This is a genomic window from Nocardioides taihuensis (genome assembly GCF_042657275.1).
GTDB lineage: Bacteria > Actinomycetota > Actinomycetes > Propionibacteriales > Nocardioidaceae > Nocardioides > Nocardioides taihuensis.
Map to the genome: position 1 here is coordinate 1 of NZ_JBHSKD010000014.1, position 15,840 is coordinate 15,840.

16 protein-coding genes are annotated in these 15,840 nt (G+C 75.1%); 4 read left to right on the top strand and 12 right to left on the bottom strand.

The features are described 5' to 3' along the window. Positions 1 to 86: 86 nt before the first annotated feature. The 6 genes from ACFPGP_RS13080 to ACFPGP_RS13105 all read right to left on the bottom strand — a co-directional run bounded on the left by ACFPGP_RS13080 (position 87) and on the right by ACFPGP_RS13105 (position 6,137). Positions 87 to 935, bottom strand: a complete 849-nt coding sequence (locus ACFPGP_RS13080; RefSeq protein ID WP_378590775.1) for a septum formation family protein — start codon at positions 933 to 935, stop codon at positions 87 to 89. A gap of 2 nt (positions 936 to 937) precedes the next feature. After that, entirely contained in the window at positions 938 to 1,741 is an 804-nt protein-coding gene (locus tag ACFPGP_RS13085) for a septum formation family protein (protein ID WP_378590776.1), read from the bottom strand. A gap of 60 nt (positions 1,742 to 1,801) precedes the next feature. Continuing rightward, on the bottom strand, positions 1,802 to 2,287 hold the full coding sequence (locus ACFPGP_RS13090; protein ID WP_378590779.1) for a flavodoxin family protein: 486 nt from the start codon (positions 2,285 to 2,287) through the stop codon (positions 1,802 to 1,804). A gap of 25 nt (positions 2,288 to 2,312) precedes the next feature. Continuing rightward, a complete protein-coding gene (locus tag ACFPGP_RS13095; protein WP_378590781.1) occupies positions 2,313 to 4,052 on the bottom strand; it encodes a GAF domain-containing SpoIIE family protein phosphatase in 1,740 nt (579 codons plus the stop codon). Positions 4,053 to 4,232: 180 nt separating this feature from the next. Then, a complete protein-coding gene (locus ACFPGP_RS13100; RefSeq protein ID WP_378590782.1) occupies positions 4,233 to 5,480 on the bottom strand; it encodes a hypothetical protein in 1,248 nt (415 codons plus the stop codon). A gap of 156 nt (positions 5,481 to 5,636) precedes the next feature. Further along, complete coding sequence (locus ACFPGP_RS13105) at positions 5,637 to 6,137, bottom strand: VOC family protein (protein ID WP_378590784.1); 501 nt, start codon at positions 6,135 to 6,137, stop codon at positions 5,637 to 5,639. 17 nt (positions 6,138 to 6,154) lie between these two features. Here ACFPGP_RS13105 and ACFPGP_RS13110 point away from each other — a divergent pair, with 17 nt between their 5' ends. Then, complete coding sequence (locus ACFPGP_RS13110; RefSeq protein WP_378590785.1) at positions 6,155 to 7,336, top strand: thiolase family protein; 1,182 nt, start codon at positions 6,155 to 6,157, stop codon at positions 7,334 to 7,336. A gap of 66 nt (positions 7,337 to 7,402) precedes the next feature. Here ACFPGP_RS13110 and ACFPGP_RS13115 read toward each other — a convergent pair whose 3' ends face one another. Continuing rightward, on the bottom strand, positions 7,403 to 8,899 hold the full coding sequence (locus ACFPGP_RS13115; protein WP_378590786.1) for an FAD-dependent oxidoreductase: 1,497 nt from the start codon (positions 8,897 to 8,899) through the stop codon (positions 7,403 to 7,405). A 1-nt stretch (position 8,900) separates the two neighbouring features. Next, positions 8,901 to 10,007 carry a YihY/virulence factor BrkB family protein gene (locus tag ACFPGP_RS13120; RefSeq protein WP_378590787.1) on the bottom strand — a complete coding sequence of 369 codons (1,107 nt, stop codon included), beginning with the start codon at positions 10,005 to 10,007 and terminating at the stop codon, positions 8,901 to 8,903. A gap of 105 nt (positions 10,008 to 10,112) precedes the next feature. Here ACFPGP_RS13120 and ACFPGP_RS13125 point away from each other — a divergent pair, with 105 nt between their 5' ends. Together ACFPGP_RS13125 and ACFPGP_RS13130 are read left to right on the top strand one after the other, a co-directional pair. Beyond that, the gene (locus ACFPGP_RS13125; protein ID WP_378590788.1) at positions 10,113 to 11,093 is read left to right on the top strand and encodes an iron-containing redox enzyme family protein; all 981 of its coding nucleotides are present in this window, start codon (positions 10,113 to 10,115) and stop codon (positions 11,091 to 11,093) included. After that, positions 11,090 to 11,302, top strand: coding sequence for a CDGSH iron-sulfur domain-containing protein (locus tag ACFPGP_RS13130; protein ID WP_378590790.1), 213 nt, complete (start codon positions 11,090 to 11,092; stop codon positions 11,300 to 11,302). The genes ACFPGP_RS13125 and ACFPGP_RS13130 overlap by 4 nt, the downstream gene beginning before the upstream one ends. Positions 11,303 to 11,324: 22 nt before the next feature. On the opposite strand, the gene ACFPGP_RS13135 is transcribed toward ACFPGP_RS13130, so the two are convergent. Together ACFPGP_RS13135 and ACFPGP_RS13140 are read right to left on the bottom strand one after the other, a co-directional pair. After that, positions 11,325 to 11,960, bottom strand: a complete 636-nt coding sequence (locus ACFPGP_RS13135) for a methyltransferase domain-containing protein (protein WP_378590791.1) — start codon at positions 11,958 to 11,960, stop codon at positions 11,325 to 11,327. Positions 11,961 to 11,987: 27 nt separating this feature from the next. Next, the gene (locus ACFPGP_RS13140; protein ID WP_378590792.1) at positions 11,988 to 13,022 is read right to left on the bottom strand and encodes an NAD(P)-dependent alcohol dehydrogenase; all 1,035 of its coding nucleotides are present in this window, start codon (positions 13,020 to 13,022) and stop codon (positions 11,988 to 11,990) included. A gap of 84 nt (positions 13,023 to 13,106) precedes the next feature. Here ACFPGP_RS13140 and ACFPGP_RS13145 point away from each other — a divergent pair, with 84 nt between their 5' ends. Next, positions 13,107 to 13,781, top strand: coding sequence for a TetR/AcrR family transcriptional regulator (locus tag ACFPGP_RS13145; RefSeq protein WP_378590794.1), 675 nt, complete (start codon positions 13,107 to 13,109; stop codon positions 13,779 to 13,781). Here ACFPGP_RS13145 and ACFPGP_RS13150 read toward each other — a convergent pair. After that, a complete protein-coding gene (locus tag ACFPGP_RS13150) occupies positions 13,750 to 15,321 on the bottom strand; it encodes a phytoene desaturase family protein (protein ID WP_378590796.1) in 1,572 nt (523 codons plus the stop codon). The two genes, ACFPGP_RS13145 and ACFPGP_RS13150, sit on opposite strands and share 32 nt — an antisense overlap. Next, a complete protein-coding gene (locus tag ACFPGP_RS13155; RefSeq protein ID WP_378590798.1) occupies positions 15,318 to 15,752 on the bottom strand; it encodes an SRPBCC family protein in 435 nt (144 codons plus the stop codon). The genes ACFPGP_RS13150 and ACFPGP_RS13155 overlap by 4 nt, the downstream gene beginning before the upstream one ends. Positions 15,753 to 15,840 lie beyond the last annotated feature (88 nt).

Sequence of the window (15,840 nt, forward strand, 5' to 3'; positions counted from 1 at the left end):
CCGGACCAGCCACAAGACACACCCAACAATCGCAGGGTGTTGCACTCACCGATCAGGTCCGCCCGGTGAATCCCACCAGGATCCGCTCAAGCAGGAGCCCAGCACACGCCGTACGTCTGCCCGTTCTGCCACTGCTCGCGCGTGGGGTACTCGTAGCTCCACTCGAAGCTCAGCGTGTCGTCGGCGACCGCGCGGCCGGCCGACTCGCAGGGGGCCTGGCCGGCGCGGCTGACGCGCTTCTCGCCGGGGTACGACGGGCCGAGGCCGGCCAGCCCGACCGCCGACAACGCCGTCCAGCGCGCGCTCCCGGCCGAGCACAGCACCCGCTCGAAGTCCTTCGTCCCCGGCTCCGCGGTGCCGCACAGCGCCCACCGGCGACGACCCGCCCCGGTGTCGAGGACGCCCTCGAGCCGACCGGTCAGGGGCGCGAGCCGCTCGTCGCCGTCGAGGGCGATCACGTCGCAGCGGAACCAGTCGGCGCCCTGGTCGGACTGCGCGACCGTCGGGGTGAACCACACGGCCCGCAGCAGGCTGAGCCGGCGCTGGTCGGTCGAGCCGCCGACGTACGCCGCGAACCGGCGCGGGCAGGTCTGCGCGACCTGCGCCTGCACGTGCTCGGAGTCGACGGCGAGCAGGTGCCCGTCCACGACGGTGTCGAGGCGGCCGACCGCATAGGTCTGCGCCGTGTGGGAGTCGCGGCACGCGACGGACTTCCGGGCCGACGTCGGTGCCAGCGCCTGCCGGTAGGTCAGCCGGTAGCAGGCGTCGTCCGCGGGCGGCGGCGCCGGTCGGGCCGTCTGCGAGGCCGAGCCCGTGTCGACCTCGGTCGAGATCGACGGGGAGATCGTCTGCTGCGCGTCCGGCCCGTCGTCCCCCGAGCAGCCGGCGCCGGCCACCGCGACCAGCAGGGTCGTGGCGGCGAGGAGGCGGCGCACGGTCACTTCTCCGTCTTGGCCCAGCACACCGAGCGCCGGTTGCCGGCCTGCCACTCGGCGGCCTGGAACCACGTGTAGCCGAAGTCGTAGTCGACGGGGTAGCCGAGCCACGCCCCGACCGAGTCGGAGCAGTAGTCGCGGGTGGTCGCCTCGACGGTGGCGTCACCGGGGTAGGGGTCGTCCGGCTCGCCCAGCTTGATCGTGGTCACCGCGCGCCACGTGTGCGGCTCGGAGCACGGCACCTTGCGCGAGTCGTCGACGCTCGGGCCGTCCGCACACACCAGCCACTCGTCCTGCTTGCGCTGCGTGAGCAGGCCCTGGGTGCTGTCGGGCAGCGACACGTACGACGTGCTCTCCTCGCTGCCGCCGATGACGTCGCAGCGGTACCACCGCGCGCCGTCCCCCCAGGCCTGCTCCGACGGGCGGAACCAGACCCAGCTGAGCAGCGTCCGCATCGACAGGCTCTCGTCGGCGCCGAGCCAGGTCTGGAACTCCTCGGCGCAGGTCTGGTTGGCCCACGACTCCACCGACGCGTCGTCGTACGACGCGTCGTCCATCGACTCGGGCAGCGTCCCGACCGCGAAGGTCTCGGCGGTGTGCTGCTCGGAGCAGTCGACCGTCTTCGTGGCGTTGCTCGGGAGGGCGACGTCGTCGGGCGTGAGCTCGCGGCAGGCACCGAGCGCGGGCTGGTCGACGGCGTCGACCTGGGCCGGGTCGGTGTCGGTGCCCTGCGGGTCGTCGCCGCAGCCCGCGAGGGCGAGCACGGCCAGCAACGTCACCGCCGAGCCGCGGACGGCATACGGCAAGGGCTCCTCCTCCCGGACGTGGACAAACCGCGATCGTACCGGGCACGGCTGTCCCCGCCGTCAGGGGCTGAGCAGCGCCGAGACCGTCGCGCCGAGCTCGTGGGCAGCGGCCCGCTCGGGCTCGCCGACGTCGCCGAGCACCTCCAGCACCTCGGCGGCCTGGGTCCACGGAAGGGCCTCGACGATCGAGCGCACGGAGCGGACCGCCCCGGTCGTGTCGTAGCGGCCGTGCACCCAGAGACCGTAGGGCTTGCGCCCGCCGGGTCCGCCCGCGGCCGAGCCGTCGTCGGCGAGCGCCCCGCCCACCTCGAGGAACAGCGAGTCGAAGAAGTGCTTGAGCGCCCCCGACATGTAGCCGAAGTTGGCCGGCGTGCCGAGCAGGTAGCCGTCGGCGGCCAGCACGTCGTCGGCCGAGGCCTCCAGCGCCGGCCGCACCACCACGTCGACACCGGTGATCGCCTCGTCCCTGGCCCCCGCGAGGACTGCGTCGGTCAGCGCCGTCAGGGTCGGCGTGGGGGAGTGGTGGACGACGAGCAGGGTGGGCATGTCCCGATCATGCTCCGGTGGCCGGTCAGTGGTCGCCGAACGGCTCGGCGAGCACGGCCAGCACGGCGACGTCGTCGAGGGGGTCCTCGTCGAGGAGGTCCTCCATGATGGCGTCGAGCCAGGCGTCGGGGTCGAGGTCGCGGTGCCGCACGGCCGTCTCCGCCAGCCGGGACAGGCCCTCGTCGAGGTGCTCCCCGCGGCGCTCGACCAGCCCGTCGGTGTAGAGCAGCACCCGGCTGCCGGGGGCCAGCTCCGAGGACTGCTCGCTGCGGGGCTCGGTGCCCACGCCGAGCAGCACGTCCGGGTGCTCGCGGTCGAGCCAGTGGGCCCGTCCGTCGGCGTCGACGACCAGCGGGGCGGGGTGCCCGGCGTTGGTCCACTCGGCGAGCCAGTGGTCGGACGCCGGGGTCAGCCGCAGGTGCACGAGGCTCGCCAGCACGTCCATGCCCAGGGAGGGGAGCGCCTCCTCGAGCAGCGCGACCACCCGGCCGGGCGGCTCGTGCAGCGCCCACGACAGGGTGCGCAGGGTGCTGCGCAGCTGGGTCATCGCGGCGGCCGCGTCGACGTCGTGCCCGACCACGTCGCCGATCATCAGGGCCGTCGAGCCGGAGGGGAGCACCACGGCGTCGTACCAGTCGCCACCTACCTGCGCCCACGCGCCGGCGGGGCGGTAGCGCGCCGCGAGCTGCAGCCCGCGGGGCTCCGGCAGCTCGCTGAGCGCGGCGTTCTGCAGCGTGATCGCCGCCTGCTCACGCTCCTCCAGCAGCATCGCGCGCTGCACCGCCTGCGCGCAGTACGTGCTCATCGCCGTCATCGTGATCCGGTCGTCCTCGGTGAACTGGCGCGGCTGCTGCCAGGTGAGCACCAGGGTGCCCAGCACCTGGTGCTCGACGGCCAGGGGCAGGAACGCGCGCCCGCCCGCCTCCTCGGCGTGCGAGAGCAGGTGGGGGGCGTAGCGGTCGTTCTGGTCCTGGTGGGTGGCGAAGAAGAGCGGCTGCCGGAGCTGGAACGCCTCGCCGATGGGGTTGGTGCCGTCGACCCGCATGTCGGCGTAGATCGTGGCGCGCGGCCACGCCGACCGGGCGTTCTCCTGGAACCGCAGGACCGGGACGTCGACGTGCCGGCTGTCGCGCACGTCGGGCGGCCGCAGCCAGATGCCGGCCCGCTTGCACCCCAGCTGGTCGTGGCCCACCTGCTCGATCGCGATCGCGAGCTCCTCGAGGGTGCTGGAGCCGAAGAGCCCGTCGCTGAGCGCCAGCAGCACGCTGCTGCGCTCGAGCAGGTCGCGGGTCCGCCCGGCCTCCTCGTCGGTCAGCCGTCGCAGCACGCGCTCGGAGATCTCCGCGGAGCAGGCGGCCGCGAGGTCGGCGAGGCCCTGCAGCTCGTACTCGCTCCACTGCCGCGGCAGCTTGTCGATCGCGCAGAGCGACCCGATGGTCTGCCCGAGGTGGTCGGTGACCGGCCACCCGGCGTACGCCACCACGCCGAGGTCGGGGATGGCGAGGTTGTCGGACACCCGCCCGTCGGTGCGCGCGTCGGCCACGACCAGCGGGCGCTGGTCGGTCACGACGTACTGGCAGAACGAGTGCGTCAGCGGCGTCTCGCGCGTGCTCTGCCAGGGCTCGGGCAGGCCCTGCGCCCCCGGGAAGACCTGGCGGTCGTCCTCGATCAGCGAGACCAGGGCGACCGGTACGTCGAGCGTGCGCCGCACCATGCGCGCGTAGCGGTCGAACGAGGGGTCGGCGGCAGCGCCCAGTCCCGGCACGACGCCTCCCCGGTGTTCTCCGGCCACACCCGACGGGTGCGGCTCAAGGGCGCAGCCTAGGCGACACCCCGGGCACGGTCACCCTCGCGAGTCGGGGCCCCGACCGGCGGGGACCAAGGTCCCGGGACCTTCGTCCCACGACCTCGTGGCGGCCGGCGACGCGGCACGCGAACGGGGCGACTACCTGTCGTCGCGACCGACCGGCCGGCGGGCGTACCACGTGGCAGCCTTGCCGAGCACCTTGCTCTGGTTGGACTTCTGGTGGGCCATCCGCTTGACCTTGAAGGCGGCCGAGCGCGCCGAGCTGCCGAGCACGTCGGTGGTCGAGGGGGCCCGGCCCTCGGCCTTGGAGAAGGCCTGGCGGTAGCGGCCGAAGAGCTTGCCGTGGGCGAGGGCCACCGAGGCCAGGAGCGTCTCCGAGGCGGCGAGCAGCTCGTCGGTCGTGACGTCGTGGAGCGGCCGCGCGGACGTCGGGGCGTCGGCGGAGCGGAGGTCGGCCGGGTCGCCGAACACGCTCGTGCCGCGGCGCTGCAGCTCCGCGACGAGGTGCGCGTCGCGCTCCCGTGCCCACGCCAGGTGCTCGGGCGGCAGGGCCAGGGGGCGGGACGCGTCGGCACTCGACTGCGGTCGGAGCCCGTGCTCGACCACCCAGCGGTACTGACGGCGCGGCAGCCCGTCCGTGAGCTGCCCGTTGAGCCGGCGCAGGACCTCCAGCTCGGCGACGCCGAACGAGACGTTGCGCTCGGTGGGCGCCAGGTCGGCCCAGGCGCCCGCGGGCAGCTCGACCGCCTCGGCGAAGCGCTGCAGCAACGCAGCCGGATCGCCGCCTCGCGGCGGCACCGTCACCACGCGGATCCGGTCGGCGGGGACCGCGGCCCCCCAGACGTCCATCACCCGTAGCAGGTCGTGCCGCAGCCAGAACCGCGTCCCCTCCGAGACGGCGCCTCCGGAGTCGCCGCCGTCGTCGGAGGCGGCGGTGTCCCCGGCGACGTCGCGCACGCCCCCGACGTACTCGCGCCAGGTGTGCGTGCTGCCCATGGCCACCGTCTGCTGCCAGCTCGAGACCAGGGTGCGGGCGGTGTCGCGCACGCCGACCACGACGAAGACCCGGTGGGCACCCAGGCTCTGCACGAGGCGCTTGGCCTGGCGGGGCCGGGCGAAGCCGAGCTCCTCGTCGGAGAACACCGCGCTGGTGCCGTCGTGGGCGTCGACCTCCTCGACGAGGCGGGCCAGGGCCCCGGCCACCTGCCGCTCGTCACCCTCGATCCGCTGGCCGACGAGGTCGAAGGCCGCCAGCCGCTGCCCCTCGCGCCCGCCCGGGTAGAGCACGCCGGCCGCGGCGAGCTCGCCGGCCGTCGCGTCCAGTGCCGCCTGGATGGTCGTGGTGCCCGTCTTCGGCAGGCCGACGTGCACGTAGACGTCCGTCATGGGTCGTTCCTCCCCGTCGGTGGCAGGGCGAAGTCTGCCCTGCTGCCCTCCCCGAATGCCACGGGGGCGCGCGGGTACCCCGTGGAGTACGACGTCACGGTGATCTTCACGGCCTGACCCTGTCGGTCGAGCCTGTCGAGACCGTGGAGCTCCCGCTCAGAGCACCTGTTCGCCGTACATCTCGCCGAGCGGGTCGGCGATCAGCTCGATCCGGGCCCCGTCGGGGTCGGTGAAGTACATCGACACCTCGCTGTGCACGACGTACTCGACACCGGCCTCGGCGAGGCGCCGGCCGAGCTCCTCCCACCGCGTGGGCTCGACCGAGATCGCGACGTGGTGCAGGCCGCCGAGCACCTCGGCGTACGGGCCGACGTCCAACCCGGGGAAGTCGAAGAACGCCAGCAGGTTGCCGTTGCCGATGTCGAAGAAGAAGTGCGAGGAGCCGGGGTAGTCGCGGTTCTCGATGAGCTCGGTGAGCGGGAAGCCCAGCACGCCCTGGTAGAAGCGGATCGTCGCCTCCACGTCGCTGCTGATCAGCGCCGTGTGGTGCAGTCCGCGGGCGCTGGACTCCGGTCGGTCGCCGGCGGGGGTGAGGTGGGCCTCGCGCAGGCGGGCCCGCTGCGCAGCGATGGCCTCGAGGTCACGGGTCTCGGTCATTGCGACACGATAGGGCAATGACCGCCGCCTACCTGTACGACGCCGTGCGCACGCCGTTCGGCCGCTTCGGCGGCGCCCTCGCCGAGGTGCGCCCCGACGACCTCGCCGCCACGACCCTGCGCGCCGCCCTCGACCGCTCACCCGACCTCGACCCGGCGGTCGTCGGCGACGTGGTGTGGGGCAACGCCAACGGGGCGGGGGAGGACAACCGCAACGTCGGCCGGATGGCGGTCCTGCTCGCCGGGCTGCCGGTGTCGGTGCCCGCGACCACGGTCAACCGGCTGTGCGGGTCGAGCCTGGACGCCGCGATCAGCGCCTCGCGCACGATCGAGTCCGGCGACGCCGACGTCGTGCTCGCGGGCGGCGTGGAGTCCATGACGCGGGCGCCCTGGGTGCTGCCGAAGCCGTCACGGGCCTACCCGGCGGGGAACCTCACCGCGGTGTCGACGGCCCTGGGCTGGCGGCTGGTCAATGAGCGGATGCCCGTGGAGTGGACGGTCTCGCTGGGGGAGGCCAACGAGCTGCTGGCCGGGCACAGCGGCATCTCCCGCGAGCGCCAGGACGCGTTCGCCGCCCGCTCCCACCGCCTCGCGGCCGCGGCGTGGGACGCGGGTCGCTACGACGACCTGGTGGTCCCGGTCCCGGGCGTCGACCTGGCGCGCGACGAGGGCATCCGCCCCGACACGAGCGAGGAGCGGCTGGCCGGGCTGAAGCCGTCGTTCCGGCCCGACGGCACCATCACCGCGGGCAACGCCTCCCCGCTCAGCGACGGCGCCTCCGCTCTGCTGCTGGGCAGCGAGTCGGCCGCCGGTTCCATCGGCCGGGCACCACTCGCCCGGATCGCCGGGCGCGGGGTGCACGCCGTCGAGCCGCAGCACTTCGGGGTCGCGCCGGTCGAGGCGGCCGAGCGGGCGCTGGCCCGGGCCGGCATCGCCTGGGCCGACGTGGCCGCCGTGGAGCTCAACGAGGCCTTCGCGGTGCAGTCGCTGGCGTGCGTCGACGGCTGGGGCGTGGACCCCGACGTCGTGAACGCGTGGGGCGGCGCGATCGCGATGGGTCACCCGCTGGGCGCCTCGGGCGCCCGTGTGCTCGGCACGCTCGCCGCGCGCCTGCGCGCCGGCGGCGACCGGTGGGGCGTCGCCGCGATCTGCATCGGCGTCGGACAGGCGCTGGCCGTGGTGCTCGAGAACGTCGCCTGAGCCGGGGCGCCCCCGTCCGTCGCCCTGGGTGTCCTCCGAGGGGTCGGGCGGATGGGAGGGACGGGCTCAGCGGCGACGCAGGCCGCAGGTGGCGGGTCCCTCGAGGACCTCGCCGTCGGGGCCGAACCGCGACCCGTGGAGCGGGCAGTCCCAGCTCTCCTCGGCGTCGTTCCAGCGCACGACGCCGCCGAGGTGGGTGCAGACGGCGGAGACGCGCCGGTCGGTGCCGGAGACCCGTGACGAGGCGACCGGCAGCCCGGGTCCGCCGACGTGCACCTCGCCCTCGCCCTCGACGGGGTCCACGTTCCGGCCCGCGAGCAGCGGCCGCAGCCAGCCGCGGGTCATCTCCCAGCCGACCTCCGCGTTGGCGCGTGTGGAGTCCACTGCGCCGCGCAGCTCGGAGGCGTGCCAGGGCCGCATCGCCTCCGCCCACGCGACGTGGCCGCCGAGCAGGTCGGCGGTCAGCGCCAGCGAGGCGGCCACGGCGTTGGTCATGCCCCACTTGGAGTAGCCGCCGGCCACGAGCACCTCGTGGCGGCGCGGGGTGAGGGGGCCGACGAACGGGAGCGCGTGGTGGGGGACGTAGTCCTGTGCCGACCACGCGTGCGTCTCCTGCGCGTCGGGGAAGTGGTCGAGCGTCCAGGTGCGCAGCTCGTCGATGCGCTGCTGCTCGGACGACACGCGGCCGGTGGTGTGCCCGTTGCCGCCGACGAGCAGCAGCGTGCCGGTCCCGCCGTCGGCAGCCGGGGCGTCGCGCAGGCTGCGGCTGGGCTGGTCGACCGAGAGCCACATGCCGTCGACCACCCGGTCGGGGGTGCGGAAGGCCAGGCCGTAGGAGCGGGTGGGGACGGCCCGGGCGAAGTAGCCGCCGCGGTCGAGCACCGGCATGTTCGTGGCGATCACGACGCGTCCGGCCCGGGCGGTGCCGTGGGAGGTGACGACCTCGACCGGGGCGCGCCCGGTCACCCGGTGCACCCGGGCGCCCTCCACGAGGACCGCCCCGTGCTGGGTGCACTCGCGGGCCAGGGCCTCGAGCAGCTCGACCGGGTCGACCTGCAGCTGACCCGGGAGCGCGGCCGCACCGGCCGTGCGGAACGGGAGGTCGGTCGCGGTGACCCAGCGGGCGTCGAGCCCGAGCTCGCGCGCCAGGTCGGCCTCGTGGCGGGCTGCCGCAGCGCCGCGCTCGCCGTACGCGTAGGAGTACGCCGTGCGCTCCTGCGCCGGCACCCCGTGGGTCTCGCAGAAGCGGCGCACCCACGCGAGCGCCGCGAGCTGCGCCTCGACGTACTGCGCGGCCAGGCGGCGCGGGTGGCGGTGGTCGATCCGGGTCAGCTGGGTGCCCTGGAGGCAGGACACCTTGGCGGTGCTGCCGCCGGTGGTGCCGGCCCCGAGGTGCCGTGCCTCGAGCACGAGCACCCGCTGCCCGGCACGGGAGAGCAGGAGCGCGGTCGTCAGTCCGGTGAGTCCGCCGCCGACCACGACCACGTCGTGGTCGCCGTCGACCGTGGGGTGGGTGGGGGTCGCGTGCCGGTGGCGGTCCTGCCACAGGGACGTGAGGGTCATGTCACTCCTGGTCGTCGTCCCGGCGACGCACACCGCGCCGCCGCTTGCCGGCGCCCTTGCGGATCTCGCGTCCGCGCCGGGCCTCGGCCTTCTCCCGGTCCTCGGCCTTCTTGATGCCACGCGCGTCGCGCGGCGGGAGCTGGATGGTCTCCTCGGCCGGCAGGCCGGCCTGGAGCTCGCGCCCGCGCTCGAGCTCGGCGTCGAGCTCGGCGCCGAAGAGCAGCGCGAGGTTGGTCAGCCACAGCCACAGCAGGAAGGCGATCACGCCGCCGAGGGCGCCGTAGGTGGCGTCGTAGTTGCCCAGGTTCGCGACGTACCAGCCGAACGCGGCGGACAGCACGACCCAGGCGATGATCGCGGTCAGGGCGCCCAGGCTGACCCACCGGAACTTCGGCTGCTTGATGTTGGGGGTGCCCCAGAACAGCAGCGCCACGATCAGCACGACCACCCCGAAGAGCACCGGCCACTTGGCGAACTGCCACACCGTCACCGCGGTGGAGCCGATCCCGATGGCGTTGCCGACGGACTCGGCGACCGGGCCGGTGAGCACCAGGGCCAGCAGCACCGCAGCCGCCAGCAGGACCAGCACGAGGGTCAGCAGCAGCATCGCCGGCCGCAGCTTCCAGACCGGCCGGCCCTCGGGGATCTCGTAGATCGTGTTCATGGCGCGCCCGAAGGCGCCGACGTAGCCGCTGGCCGACCACAGGGCGCCGGCGAGGCCGAGCACGAAGGCCAGCCCGGCGGCCTGGTTGGACGCGAGCTCGGTGAGGGTCGGCTCGACCGTGCTGACCATCGACCCGCCGCCCAGGTCGCGCACGACCTGGAGCAGGGCGTCCACCGCGCTGGTGCTGGTGTCCTGCCCGAGCAGCCCGAGCACCGAGGTGAGCGCGATCGCGGCCGGGAACAGCGCCAGCACGCCGTAGTAGGTGAGGGCGGCGGCAAGGTCGGTGCACTGGTCGTCGAGGAACTCGCGGACCGTCTTGCGCAGGACGAACCACCATGACTTCTTCTCGAGGTCGAGCGGGGAGCCGACCCCGGCCTCGTCGGCAGCCTCGTCGACCTCGTCGGGGGACCGCTTCAGCCGTCGCTTCTCGTGCACGTCGCTCACACGCGACCGGTGCCCCCTCGCGGGCTCTTCATGCCGACCTCCGGACCTCACGACCGCCCGGCGAGGGACGAGCGTGCCCTCGGACCTGCGCGGGTACCCGGACGCATGCTCCTGCCCAGGCCCCGCGGCTCGCTGAGCGAGTCCGTGTTCGACCAGCTGCGCCGCTTCCCCGACGAGCCCGTCCACCTCGCCGCTGACCCCGAGACCTTCGCGCCCGACTCGACCGACGACGCCGCGATCACCCTGTGGGTGCTGCACGAGCTCCACCACCGGGGCTTCGAGGACGTCGACCCCGCGATGGAGTGGCACCCCGCCCTCGCGCCCGTGCGGCACCGCCTCGACGGCGACCTCGAGCAGACGCTGCGCGCGCGCTTCCCCGGGACGCCGGAGATCGACGACCCGGCCGACCCGGCGTCGTTCGCCGAGGCCTTCTTCGCCTACGTCGCCGGCCACGACGGCAGCTCGCTCGCGGCCCACGTCCACCGCCACGCCGACGAGGAGCAGGTGCTCGAGCTGCTGCGCTGGCGGTCGGTCTACCACCTCAAGGAGGCCGACCCGACCACCTGGGTCCTGCCGCGGCTCCCGGCCCCGGCGCAGGCGGCGCTCGCCGAGGTGCAGTACGACGAGTACGGCGCGGGCGCCCCGGGGCGCGTGCACCGCGAGCTCTTCGCGCGGGCCATGGCCGCGTGCGGGCTCCGCCCCGAGCACGGCGCCTACGTCGACGAGGTGCCGGCCGAGGTGCTCGAGCAGAACGCCGCGATGACCCTCTTCGGCCTGCACCGCAGGCTGCGCGGCGCCGCCGTCGGCCACTTCGCGGCGTTCGAGGCGACCAGCTCGTTGCCCTCGCGCCGGATGGCCCTCGGGCTCGAGCGGCTCGGCCTGGCGCAGGAGCTGGTCGACTACTACTCCGAGCACGTGGAGGCGGACGCCGTGCACGAGCAGCTCGCCGTGCGGTCGCTGGCCGGCACCCTCCTCGCCGACGAGCCGCAGCTCCTCGACGACGTCTTCCTCGGCGCCTTCAGCTGCCTCGACCTCGAGGACCGGGTGGCGGGGCGCTTCCTCGAGCGGCAGGGGGTGGCGGCGTGAGCGGGCGGGCGGACGACGGGCCCGCCGACGTGGTCCTCTGCCCCGGCGGGCCGATGCTGCTGCGGGGCGAGCACGTCGTGGTGGACGACGCCGGCACCCGGCACACGACCACCCGCCCGGTCACGGCGGTCTGCCGCTGCTGCCGCTCGGGCCGGCTGCCGTGGTGCGACGGCACGCACAAGGTGCTGCCGCCCGAGCAGCGCCCCTGAGGGCCCAGCCGGGCCCTGGGGGTCAGCGGGCCGGGGCGTCGAGGCGGACCAGCACGCCGCCCTCCGCGGACCTGACCTCACGCACGGCGAGGGAGGGGCTCTCCTGCGAGAGCCGGGCCGCCTGGGCGGAGGTGCCGAGCTGGAGCACCACCGAGCCGCCCGGCGCCACGTGCCGCTCGGCCACGCCGAGACAGTGTCGTGCGACGTCGAGGCCGTCGGGCCCACCGTCGATGGCGAGCACCGGGTCGTCGGGGTAGCGCCCGACCTGCGCCCGCGGCACCCACGGCGGGTCGGCGACGACCAGCGGGAACCGCTCGTGCGCGCCCAGCACCTCGGCGAGGTCGCCCTCGCGCACCTCGACCCGGTCGCCGAGCCGCGCGGCCGCCGCGTTCATGCGGGTCAGCTCGCAGGCAGCGGGGTCGAGGTCGACCGCCACCAGGTCACGGCCGCAGAGCGCCGCGGTGAGCAGGCCGATCTGGCCCGCCCCGCAGCACAGCTCGAGCACCGGCCCGGCCGGGAGGCCCGACGCCAGCTCGGCCGCCCAGCGCGACTGCGCGGCCGTCCACGGGCGCGGCTCCAGCACCCGGGAGTCCCAGGCGATGGGCAGGCCGTCGAAGTCGAGCGTGCGGACGGCGAGACCGTCGGGCGCGGGGGGCATGGGACGACGTACCCACCACGCGCCTCCTCACGCGACGGAGATCGCGACCTTGCCGCGCACCTCGCCGGCCTCGAGCCGGCGCATCGCGGCCGGTGCCTCGGCCAGGGGGTGCACGGAGTCGACGGCGGGCACCACGGTGCCGGCCTCGAGGTGGGGCGCGAGCCGCTCGAGGACGCGGCCGTCCTCGCGCGAGGCGAGCATCACCAGGCGCTGGCGGAGGAACGGCGAGAGCGCCGCGGCCCGCAGCGACCGGCCGATGCCGCCGGTCCACCGGCCGCCCTCCTCCCCGCCGACGAGCACGGCGGTGCCCGTCGGGGTCAGCATGCGGCGCAGGCGGCGGATCGACGGGTTGCCCCCGATGTCGAGCACCACGTCCCACTGCTGGGTCCCGTCGGCCGGGTCGTCCACGCGGTAGTCGAGGACCGACGTGGCGCCCAGCGAGCGGACGAGGTCGGCCTTGGCCGCGCTGCACACCCCCGTCACCTCGGCCCCGAGCGCCACGGCGAGCTGCACGGCGTAGGTGCCGACGCCGCCCGAGGCGCCCAGCACGAGCACCCGCTGGCCGGGCCCTATGCGCGCCGCCTCGACCGCCTGGATCGCCGTGAGGCCGGAGATCGGGACGACGCCGGCCTGCTCCCAACCCAGGCCGGCGGGCTTCGGGGCGAGCCGGGCCTCGCGGGCGACCGCGTGCTCGGCCAGCGAGCCGCGCGCCGCGCCGTACACCTCGTCGCCCGCGGCGAAGCGGGTGACGCCCTCGCCGACCTCGACCACCGTGCCCGCCACGTCGCGGCCGACGACGGGGTCACGCGGGGCGCGCAGGCCGAGGGCGAGCCGCATCACGTACGGCCGGCCGGTCATCAGGTGCCAGGTGCCGCGGTCGAGGCCGGCGGCGTGCACGCGCAGCAGCACCTCGCCCTTCGCCGGCCGGGGGCGGTCGACGGTCTCGAGGCGCAGCACGTCGCTGTCGCCGTAGCGGCGCTGGGTCACCGCGCGGTCGCGCAGCTGCGAGGAGTGGTCCGAGGGGTGCGGGGGGCGGTGCTGGGAGGGGGTGGCGGAGGTCATCGGAGGTCCCGGGGTCGGAGGGTTCGTACTAAGTACGGGGACCGTACCGTACAAAGTACGAATCCTGCTAGGGTGCGACCCACGATGTCCGCACCAGCACCCACCGACCCCGCCCCCGAGCGTCAGCCGCTGACCCGCGACCGGGTCCTGCGGGCGGCGGTCGACGTCGCCGACGCCGACGGCGTCGCCGGCCTGACCATCCGCTCGCTGGCCACGCGGCTCGGCGTGAAGCCGATGTCGGTCTACTACCACGTGGCGAACAAGGAGGAGATCCTCGACGGCATCGTCGACCTGGTCTTCGCCGAGATCGACCTGCCCGACCCCGACGGCGACTGGCGCACCCAGGTGCGCCGTCGCGCGACGTCCGCCCGGGCGGCGCTGGTCCGCCACCCGTGGGCGGTCGCGCTGCTCGAGTCGCGGACGACGCCGGGGCCGGAGAACCTGCGCCAGCACGACGCCATGCTCGGCACCCTGCGGGCCGGCGGCTTCTCGGTGCGCATGGCCGGCCACGCGTACGCCGTGCTCGACGCGTACGTCTACGGCGTCGCCGTCACGGAGACCTCGCTGCCGTTCCAGGAGGCCGAGGGCGCCGGCGAGGTGGCCGAGGCGATGATGGCGGACTTGGCCTCGGGGCAGTACCCCCACCTCGTCGAGCTCGCCACCGGGGTGGTGATGCAGCCCGGTTACGACTTCCGTGACGAGTTCGAGTTCGGGCTCGACCTCCTGCTCAACGCCCTCGACGACCTGCGCTCGGAGTGAGCCGCCGCACCCGGTCGTGGAGCAGCGCCGCGCGCGCGGCGTTGGACCCGCAGGCCCCGTGCACCCCGCCACCGGGGTGCGCCGACGCCGACGCGAGGTAGAGCCCCGCGATCCCGGTCTCGGCGCGTCCGAGCCCGGGCACCGGCCGGAACACCAGCTGCTGGTGCAGCTGTGCCGAGCCGCCGCCGACCGCGCCGCCGACGAGGTTGGCGTTGCGGGCCTCGAGGTCGACCGGCCCCAGCACCCGCCGGGAGAGCACGGCGTCGCCGAAGCCCGGGGCGAGCCGCTCGAACCGCGCCTGCATCAGGTCCGCCACGCGGTCGCGGTCGGCGGGGTCGTGGGTCGAGCCCTGCGGCACGTGCGTGTAGGCCCACAGCGACTCGGTGCCGGCGGGGGACCGGCTCGGGTCGCTCGTCGTCATCTGTCCGGCGAGCATGAAGGGCCGGTCGGGCACCGTGCCGGCGTTGACCTGGTCGAGCGACTCCGACATGTCCTCCACCGAGTCGGCCACGTGCACCGTGCCGGGCGCCACCTCGGGAGGCGATGCCCACGGGACGGGGCGGTCGAGCGCCCAGTCGACCTTGACGGTGCCGGGGTCCATGGTGAAGCCCCGCATCCCGTGGGCGACGCGGGCGGGCAGGTCGTCCGCGGCGACGAGGCCGCCGAACAGGTGGGGGGCAGCCACGTCGGCGAGCACCGCGCGCCGCGCGTCGTACGACGTGCCGTCCGCGAGGCGGACGCCGGTCGCGCGGCCGCGGTCGACCACGACCCGCGTCACCTCCGCCTCGCAGCGCACCTCGCCGCCGAGGCTGGTGAAGCGGTCACGCAGGGCGGTCGCCAGTCGGCCTGCGCCGCCCTCCGGCACCGGGAAGCCGACGGTCTGGCCCAGCATCACCAGCAGGAGGGCGATCAGGCCGGAGCCCGGCGCGGTCAGCGGGATGTCGGCGTGGCCGGCGTTGCCGGCGAGGAGGATCCGGGCGTGCTCGCCGCCGAATCGGTTGCGGCCGAGCTCGACCGCGGGCGTCAGCAGGGTCTGCGCGAAGCGCAGCCCCCCGACCTTGCGCAGGCGGGGGAGCAGGCCCAGCCCGTGCCGCACCGGCGGGAAGGGGGTGAGCAGCGCGCCGACGAGGTGGTCGGCGACGGCGTCCCAGTCCGAGCACAGGGTGAGCCACGCCTCGCCGTCGCCGGGGTGCCGCGCCTCGAGACCGGCCGCCGTGCGCTCGCGGTCGCGGTGGAGCAGGGCCCACGACCCGTCGGGCAGCGGGTGCCCGAGCACGGCCGGCGCGTGCCGCCAGGTCAGTCCGTGCCGCTCGAGGTCGAGCCCGCGGATCGTCGGCGACGCGGCGCCGAGCGGGTAGAACGCGCTGAACGTGTCGTGCACGAAGCCCGGGTGCACGTCCTCGGCGCTGGCCACGGCGCCCCCGACCTGCGGCTGCTGCTCCAGGAGCAGCACCGACCACCCCCGGTCGGCGAGGAGGTTCGCGGCGACCAGCCCGTTGGGGCCGGCTCCGACGACGATCGCGTCGTGGGCCCGGGTCACGGGCGCCGCTCGCACACGTAGGCGAGCCGACGCAGCCCCTCGACGTTGCGCCACGTGATCGGCAGCGCGCGCAGGGGCTGCGGCACGAACCGGCCGGGGCCGGCGACGACGTCCTCCACCACGCGCACCGTCGTACCACGTCCCGCCGGCTCGAGGTGGATCTCCACGTGCGCCTCGCCGGCCGGCCACCCCCGGGCGCGCAGCGTCAGCGAGCGGCCGGGCCGGACCTCGAGCACCTCGGTGTCGTCGTCCAGCAGCGCCGGCCAGCTCCCCACGGAGTGGTGCAGGCGCGAGCCGACCTCGGGCCAGTGGTCGTCGACCTCCCGCATCCGGGACGCCCCCACCACCCACAGGGGGTAGAGCCAGCCGTCGGCCAGCACCTCCCAGACGTGCTCGGGCGTGGCGTCGATGTGCCTCGTCGTGCTGCTCATCCCCCCTGTTACCCGGGCAGGCGGCCGGGCATCCGCCCGGTCCGGTCGTTCCCCGGACGCGTTCGCCGAGGGACGCGGCCCCGGGCTA

Bases quoted from the DNA above. Each gene is read 5' to 3' on its own strand.
- ACFPGP_RS13090 (WP_378590779.1), bottom strand. From the start codon at position 2,287: ATGCCCACCCTGCTCGTCGTCCACCACTCCCCCACGCCGACCCTGACG.
- ACFPGP_RS13115 (WP_378590786.1), bottom strand. From the start codon at position 8,899: ATGACCCTCACGTCCCTGTGGCAGGACCGCCACCGGCACGCGACCCCC.
- ACFPGP_RS13110 (WP_378590785.1), top strand. From the start codon at position 6,155: ATGACCGCCGCCTACCTGTACGACGCCGTGCGCACGCCGTTCGGCCGC.
- ACFPGP_RS13105 (WP_378590784.1), bottom strand. From the start codon at position 6,137: ATGACCGAGACCCGTGACCTCGAGGCCATCGCTGCGCAGCGGGCCCGC.
- ACFPGP_RS13140 (WP_378590792.1), bottom strand. From the start codon at position 13,022: ATGACCTCCGCCACCCCCTCCCAGCACCGCCCCCCGCACCCCTCGGAC.
- ACFPGP_RS13155 (WP_378590798.1), bottom strand. From the start codon at position 15,752: ATGAGCAGCACGACGAGGCACATCGACGCCACGCCCGAGCACGTCTGG.
- ACFPGP_RS13100 (WP_378590782.1), bottom strand. From the start codon at position 5,480: ATGACGGACGTCTACGTGCACGTCGGCCTGCCGAAGACGGGCACCACG.
- ACFPGP_RS13125 (WP_378590788.1), top strand. From the start codon at position 10,113: ATGCTCCTGCCCAGGCCCCGCGGCTCGCTGAGCGAGTCCGTGTTCGAC.
- ACFPGP_RS13145 (WP_378590794.1), top strand. From the start codon at position 13,107: ATGTCCGCACCAGCACCCACCGACCCCGCCCCCGAGCGTCAGCCGCTG.
- ACFPGP_RS13135 (WP_378590791.1), bottom strand. From the start codon at position 11,960: ATGCCCCCCGCGCCCGACGGTCTCGCCGTCCGCACGCTCGACTTCGAC.